Origin of the sequence: Ostreiculturibacter nitratireducens (assembly GCF_032670585.1) — a bacterium.
Lineage (GTDB): Bacteria > Pseudomonadota > Alphaproteobacteria > Rhodobacterales > Rhodobacteraceae > Ostreiculturibacter > Ostreiculturibacter nitratireducens.
The window spans coordinates 377,631-393,068 of record NZ_JAVQHL010000003.1; the positions used below are offsets into that span (position 1 = coordinate 377,631).

A 15,438-nucleotide genomic window follows, 5' to 3' on the forward strand; every position below is an offset into this window, starting at 1 on the left:
GTCAGCCCATCAGCCCCGGATTGAGAATGCCCTTCGGATCGAACTTCGCGCGCAGGCCCGCCGCGATCTTCGCGAGGGGCGCGGGCTCGGGCTGGAAGGCCGCGATGCGCGCCTTCGTCTCATCCGAGGCGCGGATGAGGGTTGCGTGTCCGGAGAACCGGCCGATGCGCGCGCGCGCATCCGTGCCCTCGGGCAGAAGCGCCCAGATGAGCCCCCCCCCCCAGTCGAAGACCTGCTCTCCGCCGAGCCGTTCCGCGATCGCGGGCGCGTCGGAAGGCTTGACGGAGATCCGCCAAACGTCGCCCGCGCGGCCGTGGAACGGGGCCACGTCGCGCACCGCGCGCCAGGCGCCCGCCACGTTCATGTGGTCGCGTTCGACCGTCACCGCGCCATGCGGGGCGAGATGTTCGGCGAGCTTGCCCGTCCGGTAGTCGATCGAGGCCGCGAAGCCCTCGATGCGGACCATCGCGCCGGTCCCCGGCAGATAGGCCGCACCGGTGACGTCCCAAGGCGAGGTCAGTGCCGCCGCCAGCGCCCGGACGGCGGCTGTCGCATCATCCACCTCGACGGTCAGGAGCGCAGAAGCCTCTGGCGCGGGCAGGACCTTGAAGCTCACTTCGGTCAGGACGCCGAGCGTGCCCCAGCTTCCGGCCATGAGCTTGACGAGGTCATAGCCCGTGACGTTCTTCATCACCCGGCCACCGTTCTTGACGACGGTCCCGGTGCCATCGACGAAGCGCACTCCGATCAGGCTGTCGCGGCAGGCACCCGCCTGGACACGCCTCGGGCCGGAGACGTTGGCCGCGACGGCGCCGCCGATCGTGGGCTCTCCCTCGGTCCCCAGAAGCGCGCGCCAGTCGCCGGGCTCGAAGGGCAGCCGCTGCCCTTCCTCCGCAAGCGTCGCCTCGATCTCGGCGAGCGGCGTTCCCGCGCGCGCCACCACCGTCAGCGCGCCCGGCTCGTAAAGCGTGATGCCCTCGAGGTCTGCCGTGGTGAGCGTGGCGGCGGCGTCCGTCCGCCCGACGGGTCTCGTGCCGCCGCCGATGATACGGAGCGGCTCCCGCGCCGATGCGATCGCCTCGGCCAGTTCCTGTTCGTCGCGGGGTGTCAGCAAGGGGCTCTCACTTCGTTCTAGTTCGGATGCTTTGGGGTTGCGGCTGTGGAAGGACGATCACGCGGCGCGGCGCGGGGCCGTCACGGCCAGCGGGAAGACCTTCGCCGGGTTCAGCAGCCACTTCGGGTCGAACACGTCCTTGACCCTCAGCTGCGCCTCCATGTCCGCGTCGCTGAACTGCGCGGTCATCAGGTCGCGCTTCTCGATCCCGACGCCGTGTTCCCCGGTCAGGCAGCCGCCGACCTCGACGCACAGCTTCAGGACTTCGGCCCCGAATGCCTCGCATTTCTCGAGGTCGCCCGGCTTGTTCGCGTCGAAGAGGATCAGCGGATGCATGTTGCCGTCGCCCGCGTGGAAGACGTTGGCGACGTCCAGCCCGAATTCCTTCGACATCTCGCCGATCCGCCGAAGCACATATGGCAGCGACGAAACCGGGATCGTACCATCGAGGCAGAGGTAGTCGTTGATCTGCCCCATCGCCCCGAAGGCAGATTTCCGGCCGAGCCAGATCTTCTTCGATTCCTCCTCGGACTGGCTTTCGCGCAACTGGACCGGGTCGTGCTTGGCCGCGATCTGCTTGATGAGGCCGAGCTGTTCGTCGATCTCCTCGGGACTGCCCTCGACCTCGATGATCAGGAGCGCCTCACAGTCCGGGTAGCCGGCATGCGCGAAATCCTCGGTCGCACGGATGCAGGGACGGTCCATGAACTCGATCGCGACGGGAAGGACGCCGGCCTTGATGATGTCGGCCACGCATTCGCCCGCGACTTCGTTCGAATTGAACCCGATCAGGACCGGACGCGCCCCTTCGGGCTTGGCGAGAATGCGCAGCGTCGCCTCGGTGACGACGCCAAGCTGGCCCTCCGAGCCGCAGATCACGCCGAGAAGGTCAAGCCCGCCCGCGTCCAGATGCGCGCCGCCGATCTCCACGACAGTGCCGTCCATCTGGACCATCGTGACGCCCAGCAGGTTGTTCGTGGTCACCCCGTATTTCAGGCAATGCGCGCCACCCGAGTTCATGCCGATATTGCCGGCGATGGCGCAGGCGAGCTGCGAGGACGGGTCGGGCGCGTAGAAGAACCCGTCCGCCTCGACCGCGCCGGTGACGGAAAGGTTCGTGCGCCCCGACTGCACCCGGATGAAGCGGTCGTCGTAGTCGACCTCCAGCACCCTGTTGAGCCGCGCCACGCCCAGGATGATCGAATCAGCGGTGGGCAGCGCACCGCCGGCGAGCGAAGTGCCCGACCCGCGCGGCACGACCGGCACGCCCTCTTCGTGGCAGACCTTCAGCGCGGCGGCGACCTCTTCCGTCGTGCGCGGCAGGACGGCGGCGAGCGGCGGACAACGGTAGGCGGTCAGCGCGTCGCATTCGTAGGCGCGCGTTTCGGCTGGGTCGTCGATCACCGCATCCGCGGGAAGAACCTCGCGCAGCCGCGCGACGATCGCCGCCTTGCGCGCGAGGATCGAGGAATCCGGTTCGGGCATCTGCATGTCGGAATCCTCCCGCAGCCGATAGAACTGGTAAGAAAATATAACCAAATGCCGCCCCGAGCAAGCAAAAGCGCCGGGCGGATCGGTCCCACAGGAATGTGACTGCACGACCCGCGCCATGCATGCAAGGTTTGCAGCATGAGGTCAGCCATTTCCGCCCTTGCTTTCGTGCTCGCCGGCACCACCCCCTCGGCCGCGGACGCGCCGCGTGTCGTGGCGGCGAAGGCCGCGCATGGGGCGCAGGGCCTCTGGCGGATCGAGGTGACGCTCGCGCACCCCGACAGCGGCTGGGACCATTACGCCTCCGCCTGGGAAGTCCTCGCGCCGGACGGAACCAGTCTCGGGGTCAGGGAACTCGCGCATCCGCATGTGGACGAACAGCCCTTCACGCGCGCGCTTTCCGGCATTGCGATCCCGGAAGACGTGAAGGAGGTGGCGATCCGCGCGCGATGCAACCTCGACGGCTGGGCTCCGGCCCGCTTCACCCTGACGCTTCCGTAAGCGCCCGACTCCGCAGGGCAAAAAACGCGGACGCCGCGCCACGCGCCTCAGCGGCGGCCCTCGCGAAGCCAGGCGGCCACGGCAAGAGCCGTCGCGATCAGAAGGAAGGCCCAGGCCGGCAGCAGGGGAGAAACCCGAATGTCCGCAGTCAGGTAGGAGTCGCGCGGTGTAATGCCGATCCACCCCCGTCCGGCCGCCGTCCGACCCGAACGGACAGCGCGGATATCGGGGAGCCCCTCCTCGATGCGCAGATCGCCGCCATTCGTGGGCTCGATGACTGAAGCGAGTTTCTCGGCGCTGGCGATCGTTTCCTCGAACTCCTTCGGCGCTGCGGGGCCAAGCGCCATGACGCGGTCAAGCTCGCCATCCGTCAGGCGGTACAGCCCGACATCCGGCGCGGGCCATTCCGCGACGTAGCGGCCGGGCTCGGCTTCCGTCAGCGGCACGATGACCGGCTCGCCATCGGGGCCGATGATCGTGACCTCACGCGGGCCTTCCTCGAGGCTGCGGCGGGTGATCTTCAGCGTCTGGCCCTCGGCGTCGGCGAAGAGCGCCTCCTCCTCGAGTTCCGGCTCCTTCATCGTCCAGTGTGCGAGCCTGCGCAGAAGCTCGAGCTGCGGGCCGCCACCCTCATAGCCGCGCGTCCAGAGCCAGGCCTGGTCAGAGGTCAGCAACGCCACGCGCCCCTCCCCCGCCCGGTCGAGGATCAGGAGCGGCCGGCCCCCGGCCCCTTCCATCACCACATTGCCCTGCGTCGCGTCCACATCAACGATCCTGAGCCAGCGTCCCCAGCCCGGGCTTTCCGCACCGTCCTCCGCAGGCTCCGGCGCGAATGCCTCGAGTCCCTCGGTGACGGGGTGGCGGGCGCCAAGGGCAGTGATGGCGGGCTTGTATCCCTCCTCCACCACGCGGCCTGTCGGCTCACCGGGAAGGATCCCGCCCAGCCCGGAATAGAACACGCTTTCGACCGTCGCGTATTCCGGCCCGGCCGCGATCAGGACCGCGCCTCCGTTCAGCACGTAGTCGCGGATGTTGTTGAGGTAGAGCGAAGGCAGGATGCCCCTCAGACGGTAGCGGTCGAAGATGATCAGGTCGAATTCCTCGATCTTCTCGACGAAGAGTTCGCGCGTCGGGAAGGCGATGAGCGAAAGCTCGGTGACCGGAACCCCATCCTGCTTTTCCGGCGGGCGCAGGATCGTGAAATGCACGAGGTCAACCGAGGCGTCGGATTTCAGGAGGTTGCGCCAGGTCCGCTCGCCCGCGTGCGGCTCGCCCGAAACCAGGAGCACCCGGAGCCGGTCGCGCACGCCGTTGATCTGCACGACGGCCGCGTTGTTGCGGTCGGTCAGTTCCCCGTCCGCGGCCTCGAACCCGAACTGGACGACGTTCTGCCCGCCATGATCCAGCGTCACTGGAAGCTCCAACGTCTGCCCGACCGGCACCGTGTATGTATTCGGCTCCGCCCCGTCGATGGCGATCGAAAGATCCACGCTGCGCCCCTTCTCGGCGGGCGGCAGGTTGCCCTGCTCCTCCACCATGAGGCGGATGGCGACGGGCTCCCCGATGATCCCGAAGGCGGGCGCGGTCTGGATCACCAGGCGGCGGTCCCAGTCGGCTTCGCGCCCGGTCAGGAGGACATGAAGCGGCGCCGGCATGGAGGGCGCCACGTCGAGGTCGTGAACCTGGCCGTCCGTGACGAGGATCGCGCCCGCGACCCGGGCGCGAGGTTCCTCCGCCAGCGCCTCGGCAAGCGCGGTCATGACAAGGCTTCCCGCATCCTCGGCGCCGTCGCGCACGGTGAGCTTCCGCAACTCCGTGTTGGGCAGGGCAGCGATTTCCGCCTCGACACGGGCGACGGCTGCGGCCGTCTGCTCCTCCCGGCCGGGAAGCCGCTGACTGGAGCTTTCGTCCACGATGAGAAGGACGATATCGGACAGCGGATTGCGATCCTCGGTCTGAAGCGAGGGCTGGGTGATCGCGGCGAGAAGCGCCACCGCCGCGAGGGCGCGGAGCCACCAGCCGCTAAGCCCGCGCCAGAGCGCGAGCGCGACGAGGACCAGCGCGACACCCGCCGCGGCCCAGACGACGGGCCAGGGCAGAAGCGGGTCGAAGATCACGTGCTGGTTCATCGGTTACTGCCCCAGCCGTTCCAGAAGCGCGGGCACGTGGACCTGGTCGGATTTGTAGTTGCCGGTCAGCACATGCATGATGAGGTTCACGCCGAAGCGGTAGGCGATCTCGCGTTGCCGCTCGCCGGCGAGGCCCCGCCCGACCGGGAACATCGCAAGACCGCGTTCGTCCACTGCCCAGGCCGCAGCCCAGTCGTTGCCGCCGATCACCACCGGCGTCACGCCGTCGTTGAGGTTCCGGAAGGGCATCCCCTCCGCCTGTTCCGCATCGGGGGGCGCCGCCTCGGCCCAGACCGCGCGGCCGACATGGCGGCCGGGGAAATCCTGGAGAAGGTAGAAGGTCCGGGTCAGCACGTGGTCCGACGGGATCGGCTCCAGCGGCGGGACGTCGAGCGGCGCGGCCAGCGCCTGGAGCTTCTGGCCATTCGCCGAAGCGGCGCCGAAGCCCGTCACGTCGGCATCGCGCGTGTCGAAGAGGATCATGCCACCCGAACGCAGGAAGCGGTTGAGCTTGGCGTAGGTGCGGGCCGAGGGCGCGGCCTGCGAAGGCGTGACCGGCCAGTAGAGGAAGGTCAGGACGGAAAGCTCATCGGTTTCCAGATCGACGCCGATCGGCGCGCCCGGCTCGACAGAGGTGCGCGCGGTCAGCACGTCCGAAAGCCCCCGGAGTCCGGCCGCTGCAACGCGGTCGAGTTCCGCGTCCCCGGTCAGGACATGGGCAAGAGCCACCTGCGAAGCCGCCTGCATTTCATAGGCCGCTGCGGAATCGGGTTCGGTCTGCGCCCGCGCTTCCATCGGCATGAGAAGCCCGACGAGAAGAAGCGCCGCGATCCCCTGTCTTGGCCCCGACAGGCGCCCGGAAACGGCGAGGGCGGCGATGATGTCGGCGAGGAGAAGCGCGAGCGCCGCGCCGAGGAACCAGCCTTTCAGCGCCATTTCACGCAAGACGGCGAGCCCCTCGACCCTTACGCCCTCTGGCCAGCTGGCCGGCATCAGGATCCGTTCCGGCGCGATGGTGTTCACCGCGATCCGCCGGTCGCCCTCGGCATAGAGGCCGGGCGGGATATCCGGGCCGATATGCCCCTCCGCGATGCGCTCTCCCGGAACGCCGGGCAGGTCGCCGGCATCCTCGAGCGTGCCGAAGCCGTCGAGCACGCGATCCGCGACCCAGGTCGTGCCCCGCAGATCCTCGACGGAAGGCGTGGCGGGACGTGTGGAGACGGCGAGACGCTCGAGCATCTGGACGAAGAGCCCGGAGAGCGGGAGCGAGGACCATTCGGCGTTGGCCGAAACGTGGAACAGCACCACTTGCCCCTGTCCGAGCGCGCGGCGGGTGACGAGGGGCGTGCCATCCGCGAGCGCGGCGATCGTCCGGGACGAAAGCTCCGGATCCGGTTCCGCCATGACCTGGGCGCTGACGGCGACGTCACCCGGGACGGGCAGCCCGAAGAAGGGGGAATCCTCGCTGAACGGGGCCAGCGATTTCGGCTCGCCCCAGCTCATCGTGCCTCCGACCGAACGCCCGCCGACGCGCAGGCGGACCGGCAGCAGCGGGTCCTCGCCCTGCCGGCCCACGTCAGAGGACGCCAGCCGCGGGCCCGCGAAACGGACGAGAAGGCCGCCCTCCTCGATCCATTCGAGAAGCGCGTCGGTTTCCTCCTGCGTGACCTTGGCCACATCCGCGAAGACGATGACGTCCGGATCGGCGAGAAGAATGTCGGCCAGCGTGCCCTCGATCAGGTCCGCCGTCGGTTCGAGCGCGCGGGAAAGGTAGTGCGTGGGCGAGAGAAGCTCCAACCCCTCGCGGTCGGCCGCGCCCGCCATCAACGCGACCTCGCGCCGCTTCAGCGCGTCGTCGGCCAGCGCCACGGCCCCGGCCGATGCTTCGCCCGCGATCTCGAAACGGGTCACGCGGTTCCTCAGTTCCGGCGGCAGGTCGAACTCGGCCGCCGCCTCGACCGCGCCGGGTTCGAAAGCCGCCGGGACACGGGCGAGTTCCCGTTCGATACCCAGGGGATCAAGGCCATGCGCCGTCACCTCGGCCTCCGCGGAGCCCTCCGCCCGGGCGCGGAGCGCCGCGACGCTCACCTTGCCATCGGCGTAGGAGGCCGGCCGCAGCGCCCGGACGTCACGGGCGCTTTCGAAGACCGTGACCGCGCCCCGGTCGCGCAGTTCGTCCAGCAATACGGCGCGGCTATCGCGCGCAAGCCCGTCGGAGATCCAGACCGTGTCGAACAGCGCGTCGCCCAGCGCCCCGATCCAGGCTTCGAGCGCGTCCGCGTCGGGTTCCCAGGGCTTGGGCGAAATCCCGGGCAGACGGGTGGCCTGCGCCTCGGCGGACTGGAACACCGGCGCCTCGGGCGGCAGATCCGCGAGAGAAAGCACCGCAACCGGCCGCCCGTTGCGGCCCGCCTCCGCCAGCGCCGAAGCCGCGCGGTCCTGCCGCCGCTGCCAGTCGCGCGCATCGGCCCAGCTTCCGTCGAACAGGACGAGGAGCGGGCCATCGCCCGCCTCGGCATCCTCGGGGTTGAGCACCGGCCCCGCGAAGCCGATGATCGCCGCCGCGATCGCCGCCATGCGGAGGAGGAGGAGCCACCACGGCGTCCGCTCGGCCTCGGTCTCTTCGTCCTTCAAACCCAGAAGAAGCGCGACACCGGGGAACCGGCGGCGGATCGGAGCGGGCGGGACGGCGCGCAGGAGGAACCACAGGATCGGCAGCGCCACGAGGCCCAGAAGGAGCCAGGGCGAGGCAAACCCGATGGGACCGAGCGCGAACATCAGCGCACGCGCTCCAGCGCGCGGTAAAGCCAGAGAAGCGCCGATTGCGGGCTGTCACCGGTGTGGTGACACAGGAACAGCCAGCCCGTCGCGCGAGCGAGGCGGTCCAGCCGGTCCTTCCGTTCGGCGATGCGTTGAAGGTAGCGGTCGCGGAGATCGCCGGCCTTGCGCGTCTCGTAGGTCAGGCTTCCGGCCATGCTCTCGAAGATCGTGCGGCCGTCGAAGGGAAATGCCTCCTCGACCGGATCGAGGATCTGCACCAGCGCGCCCTTCACGCCGCGGTCCGCAGCCTCGGTCAGCGCGGCCTCGACGGGCGCCGGGTCGCCGAGGAAATCCGACAGGAAGACGGCGCGGGCATGCGGCAGGAACGCGCGGGCGACCGGCGCGCCGAAATCCGCTTCGCCGGGCGGGGCGGTGAAGGTCTGGGCCAGACGCATCAGCTGCACTTCGCCGGGCCGCGGCGGGGCGGAGGCGTCGGCAAGGCCCACGCGCTCCCCCGCGCGGATCATCAGGACCGAAAGCGCAAGCGCCAGAAGCCGGGCGCGGTCGCCCTTCGTCGGGCGGTCCTTCGCGCCGGTGAATTCCATCGAGCGCGCGTCGTCGAGCCAGATCTGCACTGACTGCGCCGCCTGCCATTCCTTTTCGCGCACGAAATGAACATCGGCCCGGGCGGACCGGCGCCAGTCGATCATGCGCGCCTCGTCGCCCGCATGGGCAGGGCGGAACTGCCAGAACTCGTCGCCCATCCCGGCGCGCCGCCGGCCGTGTTCGCCGAGTTGCACCGCCGCCGCGAGGTGCTCCGCCGCCACCAGCAAGGGCGGCAGCGCGGCGGCAAGCTCCTCGGCCCGCCGCCGGAGACCGGTGGGGCGGAGCGCGGCTTCGCTCATGCCGCGGCCTCGACCCGGGTGATGGATTCGGCCACGACATCGATGATCGAAGACAGGCTTTCGCCGCGTGCCCGCGCCGCGAAGGAAAGCGCCATGCGGTGCGTGAGAACCGGCCGCGCCAGCGCCATGACGTCCTCGGCCGAGGGCGCCAGACGGCCGTCAAGAAGCGCGCGCGCCCGGACTGTCAGCATCAGCGCCTGCGCCGCGCGGGGACCGGGGCCCCAGCTGACGTTCTGCGCGACACGCTCGCTCGCCTCCGCCTCTCCGGGTCGGCAGGCACGCACGAGGTCGAGGATCAGTTCCACGACTCCCTCGCCCACCGGCATCCGGCGGATGGTGGTCTGGGCGGCGATGAGCTCCTCGGCCGTGAAGACCTGGTGCGAGGTCGCGGCCTCGACCCCCGTCGTGGCCAGAAGGATGTCACGCTCGGTGCCGCGGTCGGGATACTCGACATCGATCTGCACCAGGAAACGGTCAAGCTGCGCCTCGGGAAGGGGATAGGTGCCCTCCTGCTCGATCGGGTTCTGGGTGGCCAGCACGTGGAAGGGACGGCCGAGAGGGCGGTGCACGCCCGCGACCGTCACCTCGCGTTCCTGCATCGCCTGCAGAAGCGCCGACTGCGTCCGCGGGGAGGCGCGGTTGATTTCGTCCGCCATCAGAAGCTGGCAGAAGACCGGGCCCTCGATGAAGCGGAAGGCGCGGCTGCCGTCGGTGGCCGTTTCGAGCACCTCGGAGCCCAGAATGTCAGCCGGCATGAGGTCGGGCGTGAACTGGATGCGGTTGGACTTCAGCCCCATCACCGTCGAAAGCGTATCGACGAGCATCGTCTTGCCGAGGCCCGGCAGACCGACGAGCAGACCGTGGCCGCCACAGAGCAGCGCGGCGAGGGTGAGTTCGACGACCCGCTCCTGACCGATGAAGCGGCGGTTGATAGATTCCTTCGCCTCGGCGAGCTTCGCGCCCAGCGCCTCGATTTCCGCCACAAGTGCCGCGCCATCGGCGCCCGGGGTGATCTCGGCCATGACAAGCTCTCCTTCCTCGCTATAGTCACGAGCATAAGTCAGATAAGCCCCGCGGCACCAATGGCAAAAACAGAGCCGGGACAAATGATCGTGAAACCATCGGCAGAAAACCTCGCAGCGGCCGCGAAGGCCGCAGGCAAGAAAGGGCCTCCGCCCGTACATCTTTGGAACCCGCCCTTCTGCGGCGATCTCGACATGGAGATCCGCCGCGACGGCACGTGGTTCTACCTTGGAACGCCGATCGGACGGCATGCTCTGGTGAAGCTCTTCTCCTCGATCATCCGCAAGGACGGGGACGACTATTTCCTTGTCACGCCGGTCGAAAAGGTTCGCATTCGCGTGCAGGACGCGCCCTTCGTCGCGGTGGACGCCGAGACGGAAGGCGAGGGCCGGGACCAGAAGGTGACCTTCACGACGAATGTCGAGGACGTCGTCGTGGCGGGGCAAGACCACCCGATTCGCGTTGTCCGCGATCCGGAAACGGGCGAGCCCTCGCCCTATGTCCGCGTGCGCGCGAACCTCGACGCGCTGATCGACCGCAAGACCTTCTACCGCCTGGTGGAGCTTGGCGCGCACGAGATGCACGAGGGCGAAAGCTGGTTCGGCCTGTGGTCCTCCGGCATGTTCTTCCCGATCATCCCGTCGTCGGAACTCGGCTGATGCCGCGCTTCGCCGCGAACCTGACGCTTCTTTGCACGGGACTCCCGATGATGGAGCGTTTCGCGGCGGCGTAGGCCGAGGTCTGGGTCAGCGCCGTATACCATCCCGAAGGCGCGACGCGGGAAGATCTCGGCTGGCTGCGGCGCTGAGCGTCAGGCCGCGCAGGCGGCGCTGGAACAGCCCGAGGCGCGGGTTTCCGTTTCCAGCGTGACATGGGTCAGGCCGAAATCCCCGGCCAGCGCGCGCTTCACATCGGCCACGACGGTCGGGGCCTCGTGCCCCTCCGCCACGACGATATGGGCCTCGACCGAGGCGCGGCGCTCGTCGATCTGCCAGAGGTGAAGGTGGTGCACGTCCTCCACCCCTTCGACCTTCTCCATCCGCGCGCGGATCGCGGCCGCGCGCGTGCCGTCCGGCGCCGCGAGCATCAGGACGCGAATGACCGGCCCGACTTCGGACGCGGCATGCCAGAGAATGTAGGCCGAGATCAGGAGCGTGATGATCGGGTCCACGAGACGCCAGTCGTAGAGAAGGATCAGCGTGCCGCCGATGATGACGGCCACCGAGGAGCCGGCGTCCGCGAGGTTGTGCAGGAAGGCCGCCCGGATGTTCACGCTTTCCTTCGACAGCCGCCAGGTCAGCGCGGCCGTCACGAGGTCGATGACCAGAGCGATCCCGGCGAGCAGGACGACGATCCAGCCGGTGACGGGCGGCGGATCGATGAGCCGCATCACCGCCTCGAACCCGAGCCACAGGGCGATGATGATGAGCGTCGTGTAGTTCACGAGCGCCGCCACGACCTCGGCGCGGCCATATCCGAAGGACATTTCGGGCGTGGCCGGACGGCGCGCGATGCGGCGGGCGCCGTAGGCGACGATGAGCGACACCGCGTCCGAGAAATTGTGGACGGCGTCCGCGATCAGCGCGACCGAGCCCGAGATCAGGCCCCCCACGATCTGAGCGAAGGTCAGGACGAGATTGACCGCTACGGCGATCGCCACCCGCCGGTCGCCGGCATCGGAATCCAGATGATGATGGCCGTGATGGCCATGGTCATGCGGCATGCGTCACCTCTGAGGCCAACCTTGGTCCCGGCAAGGGCGAAGTCAAGCCGAGGTCAGTGCGCCTCGGCCCAGTTCCGGCCCTGTCCCGCGTCGACCGTCAGCGGCACGTCGAGCTTCACCACCGGTTCCGCCGCGCTCTCCATCACCTCGCGCACGCGCACGATGGTCTTTTCCGCCGCGTCTTCCTGCACCTCGAAGAGAAGTTCGTCGTGGACCTGCAGAAGCATCTTCGCGGGCAGGCCGGAAAGCGCCTCCGGCATCCGGATCATCGCGCGGCGGATGACGTCGGCCGCAGCACCCTGGATCGGCGCGTTGATCGCGGCGCGCTTCGCGAAGCCTGCCGTCGGCCCCTTCGCGTTGATGTCGGGCGTGTGGATCTTGCGCCCGAACAGGGTCTGTACGAAGCCTTGCTTCTTGGCGAAGTCCACGGTCTCGTCCATGTATTCCTTGATGCCCGGGAAACGCTCGAAATAGGTATCGATGAACGCCTGCGCCTCGGCGCGGGGGATCCGGAGGTTCCGGGCAAGGCCGAAACCCGAGATGCCGTAGATCACGCCGAAATTGATCGCCTTCGCCCGACGGCGGATTTCCGGCGTCATCTCTTCCAGAGGCACGTTGAACATCTGGCTCGCGGTCATCGAGTGGATGTCCACGCCGTCGCGGAACGCCTCCCTCAGCGCGGGGATGCCCGCGACATGGGCCAGGATGCGCAGCTCGATCTGGCTGTAGTCGAGCGAGACGAGGACGTTGCCCTTCTCCGCCACGAAGGCTTCCCGAATGCGCCGGCCTTCCTCGGTGCGGACGGGGATGTTCTGAAGGTTCGGGTCGGTCGAGGCGAGGCGGCCGGTGGCCGCGCCCGAAATCACGTAGGACGTGTGCACGCGTCCCGTCTCGGGGTGGATATGCTCCTGCAGGGCGTCCGTGTAGGTCGACTTGAGCTTCGACAGCTGCCGCCAGTCCAGCACCCGCGCGGGCAGGTCGTGACCTTCGGCCGCCAGATCCTCCAGCACATCCGCGCCGGTCGCGTAGGCCCCGGTCTTGCCCTTGGACCCGCCCGGCAGGCTCATCTTGTCGAAGAGGATCTCTCCCAGCTGCTTTGGGCTTCCGACGTTGAACTTCTCGCCCGCGAGCGTGTGGATCTCGTCCTCCAGCGCCGCCATCTTCTGCGCGAAGGCATTCGACATGCGCGACAGCGTGTCCCGGTCCACCTTGACCCCGTCCATCTCCATCCGGGCGAGCACCGCGACCATCGGGCGTTCGAGCGTTTCGTAGACGGTCGTCACCTGTGCCGCCGGAAGCTGCGGCTTGAAGAGACGCCAGAGACGAAGCGTGATGTCGGCGTCCTCCGCCGCGTATTTCACGGCCTCGTCAATCGGCACGCGGTCGAAGGTCAGCGCCGACTTGCCCGACCCGAGCAGGTCCTTGATCGGGATCGGGTTGTGCCCGAGATAGCGCTCCGACAAGAGGTCCATGCCGTGGCCGTGCAGGCCGGAGTTCATCGCGTAGCTCATCAGCATCGTGTCGTCGATCGGGGCGATGTCGATGCCGTTCCGCGAGAAGATCTTCGCGTCATACTTCATGTTCTGACCGATCTTGAGAACGGCATCGTCCTCCAGAACGGGCTTCAGAAGCGCCAGCGCCTCGTCCATCGGCATCTGGCCCTCGGCCAGCTTGTCCGAGGCGAAAAGATCGCCGCCGCCCTCGCGGTGGCCGAGCGGGATGTAGCAGGCCTGCCCCGGTTCCACGCAGAGGGAGATGCCGACAAGCTCTGCCCGCATCTCGTCCAGGCTCGTCGTTTCCGTGTCCACGGCGACGTAGCCGCGTTCCCGGATCTGGTCGATCCAGCGGGCCAGCGCCTGGGCGTCGCGGACGCATTCGTAGGTGGAGTGGTCGAAGGGAACGGCCTTTTCGGCGGTCTTGACCGCTGCGGGCTCCGCGCCTTCGGGCGTCGTGTCGAGGATCGCCGGCGCCTCGACTCCCATCTTGTCCGCAATGCGCTTGGTGAGCGTGCGGAACTCCATCCTGGCGAGGAAGCCCAGAAGCTCCTCGGGATCGGGCTCCCTCACCTCGAGTTCGTCGAGCGTGAAGTCCAGGGGCGTGTTCTGGTCGAGCGTCACGAGCCGCTTCGAGATTCGGATCTGCTCGGCGTTCTCGATGAGGGTCTCACGGCGCTTCTGCTGCTTGATCTCGCCCGCGCGGTCCAGAAGCGTTTCGAGATCGCCGTATTCGTTGATGAGCAGCGCCGCGGTCTTGACGCCGATACCCGGAGCGCCGGGAACGTTGTCGACGCTGTCGCCGGCCAGCGCCTGCACATCGACGACCCGGTCGGGCTTGACCCCGAACTTCTCCTCGACCTCCTCGACGCCGATGCGCTTGTTCTTCATCGCGTCGAGCATTTCCACGCCGTTCCCGATGAGCTGCATCAGGTCCTTGTCGGAGGAGATGATCGTGACGGTTCCGCCCGCCTCGACCGCCTGGCGCGAAAGCGTCGCGATGATGTCGTCGGCCTCGTACTGGTCAAGCTCGATGCAGGCGATGTTGAACGCGCGCGTCGCGTCCCGGGTCAGGGGAAACTGCGGGCGCAGGTCCTCGGGCGGTTCGGGGCGGTTGGCCTTGTATTCGGGGTAGATGTCGTTGCGGAAGGTCTTCGAGGAATAGTCGAAGATCACCGCCGCATGGGTCGGCGCGTCACCGCCATTCATGCCTTCCACGTATTTGAAGAGCATGTTGCAGAAACCCGCGACCGCGCCGACCGGAAGGCCGTCGGATTTCCGGGTCAGCGGAGGCAGCGCGTGGTAGGCGCGGAAGATGAAGGCCGAGCCGTCGATCAGATGCAGATGGCAACCCTTGCCGAAGGCCATGGGATCCTCCCCTCTTTCTGCGCAGGACACTCATCGCATGATCGCCGCGGCTGTTCCACCCTTGCAGCGAGACCTTGGGGACGTCTTGCGTGGCGCCTCGGGACTTCCGTTGGGCGGGTTCGTCGGGATCGCGGCAGGCTGCGCCTCCCGCATGAGCCAAGGCACAGGCGCCCACACGACGGCGGTCGTCTTCTTGCGGGCTCAGGTCGGGGCCATGCTGGGCGCTATCGCGGCCCGCCGCAGTCGTGGCCCGCGCTGAGGCGGCCTGTCACTTCGCCTTTTCGGCGAATGCCTGATGCACGTATTTCTTGTCGCAGTAGGGGCATTCGACGAAGCCCGTCTCATGCGGAATCACGAGCCAGACGCGGGGGTGGCCAAGCGCCCCCTCGCCGCCGTCGCAGGCGACTTTCCACTGGCTCACGATCTCGGTTTCCGGGGCTTCGATGGTCATGCGTCTGGTCCATTTCCTGGCCGCGCGGCGGCGCGGCATTTTCCGGCGCCGCATGATAGCGATCTGCGGCGCGCGGACAAGGCGGGCAGCGCGTCAATCCGCCCTTTGCAGCATCCGGCCGAGCATCCGCCCGCCAAGGATGTGGAGATGATAGTGCGGCACCTCCTGCACGCCGTTCGCGCCGGCGTTGGAAATCGTCCGGTATCCCGCGCCGCCCTCGCCAGGCTGGATGTCGAGCATGCGGCAGACCTCGCCGGCGGTGCGGTGGAAATCCGCGATCTCATCCACACTCGCGTTCAGGCAGAAATCGTCGAAGCAGACATAGCGGCCCTTCGGGATGACGAGGACATGGACGGGCGCCTGCGGGCGGATGTCGCGGAACGCCAATGTATGCTCGGTTTCAAGAACGGTGTCGTTCGGGATCTCGCCGCGGAGGATGCGGGCGAATATGTTCTGGTCATCGTAGGTATAGGCCATGGC

The 15,438-nt window shown here is 68.2% G+C and carries 12 protein-coding genes; 2 read left to right on the forward strand and 10 right to left on the reverse strand.

Translation table 11 applies throughout. The features are described 5' to 3' along the window. Position 1: 1 nt before the first annotated feature. Both glcE and ABCN56_RS16160 read right to left on the reverse strand, forming a co-directional pair. Positions 2 to 1,111, reverse strand: a complete 1,110-nt coding sequence (glcE, locus tag ABCN56_RS16155) for a glycolate oxidase subunit GlcE (protein ID WP_343081976.1) — start codon at positions 1,109 to 1,111, stop codon at positions 2 to 4. 60 nt (positions 1,112 to 1,171) lie between these two features. Beyond that, on the reverse strand, positions 1,172 to 2,605 hold the full coding sequence (locus ABCN56_RS16160; protein WP_343081853.1) for an FAD-linked oxidase C-terminal domain-containing protein: 1,434 nt from the start codon (positions 2,603 to 2,605) through the stop codon (positions 1,172 to 1,174). Between the two features lie 138 nt (positions 2,606 to 2,743). Here ABCN56_RS16160 and ABCN56_RS16165 point away from each other — a divergent pair, with 138 nt between their 5' ends. After that, positions 2,744 to 3,106: a hypothetical protein gene (locus tag ABCN56_RS16165; RefSeq protein WP_343081854.1), complete on the forward strand. Its 363-nt coding sequence runs from the start codon at positions 2,744 to 2,746 to the stop codon at positions 3,104 to 3,106. 47 nt (positions 3,107 to 3,153) lie between these two features. On the opposite strand, the gene ABCN56_RS16170 is transcribed toward ABCN56_RS16165, so the two are convergent. The 4 genes from ABCN56_RS16170 to ABCN56_RS16185 are packed head-to-tail and all read right to left on the reverse strand — an operon-like array spanning position 3,154 to position 9,922. After that, the gene (locus ABCN56_RS16170; protein WP_343081855.1) at positions 3,154 to 5,235 is read right to left on the reverse strand and encodes a hypothetical protein; all 2,082 of its coding nucleotides are present in this window, start codon (positions 5,233 to 5,235) and stop codon (positions 3,154 to 3,156) included. A 3-nt stretch (positions 5,236 to 5,238) separates the two neighbouring features. Further along, the gene (locus ABCN56_RS16175; protein WP_343081856.1) at positions 5,239 to 8,013 is read right to left on the reverse strand and encodes a DUF4159 domain-containing protein; all 2,775 of its coding nucleotides are present in this window, start codon (positions 8,011 to 8,013) and stop codon (positions 5,239 to 5,241) included. Next, positions 8,013 to 8,900, reverse strand: coding sequence for a DUF58 domain-containing protein (locus tag ABCN56_RS16180; RefSeq protein ID WP_343081857.1), 888 nt, complete (start codon positions 8,898 to 8,900; stop codon positions 8,013 to 8,015). Before ABCN56_RS16180 ends, ABCN56_RS16175 begins: the two co-directional genes overlap by 1 nt. Then, on the reverse strand, positions 8,897 to 9,922 hold the full coding sequence (locus tag ABCN56_RS16185) for an AAA family ATPase (protein ID WP_343081858.1): 1,026 nt from the start codon (positions 9,920 to 9,922) through the stop codon (positions 8,897 to 8,899). The genes ABCN56_RS16180 and ABCN56_RS16185 overlap by 4 nt, the downstream gene beginning before the upstream one ends. Before the next feature lie 84 nt (positions 9,923 to 10,006). Between ABCN56_RS16185 and ABCN56_RS16190 the strand changes: the two genes are divergently transcribed. Then, a complete protein-coding gene (locus ABCN56_RS16190) occupies positions 10,007 to 10,582 on the forward strand; it encodes a DUF1285 domain-containing protein (protein ID WP_425466114.1) in 576 nt (191 codons plus the stop codon). Between the two features lie 152 nt (positions 10,583 to 10,734). Here ABCN56_RS16190 and ABCN56_RS16195 read toward each other — a convergent pair whose 3' ends face one another. The 4 genes from ABCN56_RS16195 to ABCN56_RS16210 all read right to left on the reverse strand — a co-directional run bounded on the left by ABCN56_RS16195 (position 10,735) and on the right by ABCN56_RS16210 (position 15,435). Next, complete coding sequence (locus ABCN56_RS16195; protein WP_343081860.1) at positions 10,735 to 11,646, reverse strand: cation diffusion facilitator family transporter; 912 nt, start codon at positions 11,644 to 11,646, stop codon at positions 10,735 to 10,737. Between the two features lie 53 nt (positions 11,647 to 11,699). Continuing rightward, positions 11,700 to 14,507: a DNA polymerase I gene (gene polA / locus ABCN56_RS16200; protein WP_343081861.1), complete on the reverse strand. Its 2,808-nt coding sequence runs from the start codon at positions 14,505 to 14,507 to the stop codon at positions 11,700 to 11,702. A gap of 268 nt (positions 14,508 to 14,775) precedes the next feature. Continuing rightward, positions 14,776 to 14,958, reverse strand: coding sequence for a zinc-finger domain-containing protein (locus tag ABCN56_RS16205; protein WP_343081862.1), 183 nt, complete (start codon positions 14,956 to 14,958; stop codon positions 14,776 to 14,778). 93 nt (positions 14,959 to 15,051) lie between these two features. After that, the gene (locus tag ABCN56_RS16210) at positions 15,052 to 15,435 is read right to left on the reverse strand and encodes a histidine triad nucleotide-binding protein (protein WP_343081863.1); all 384 of its coding nucleotides are present in this window, start codon (positions 15,433 to 15,435) and stop codon (positions 15,052 to 15,054) included. Between the last annotated feature and the right edge of the window lie 3 nt (positions 15,436 to 15,438).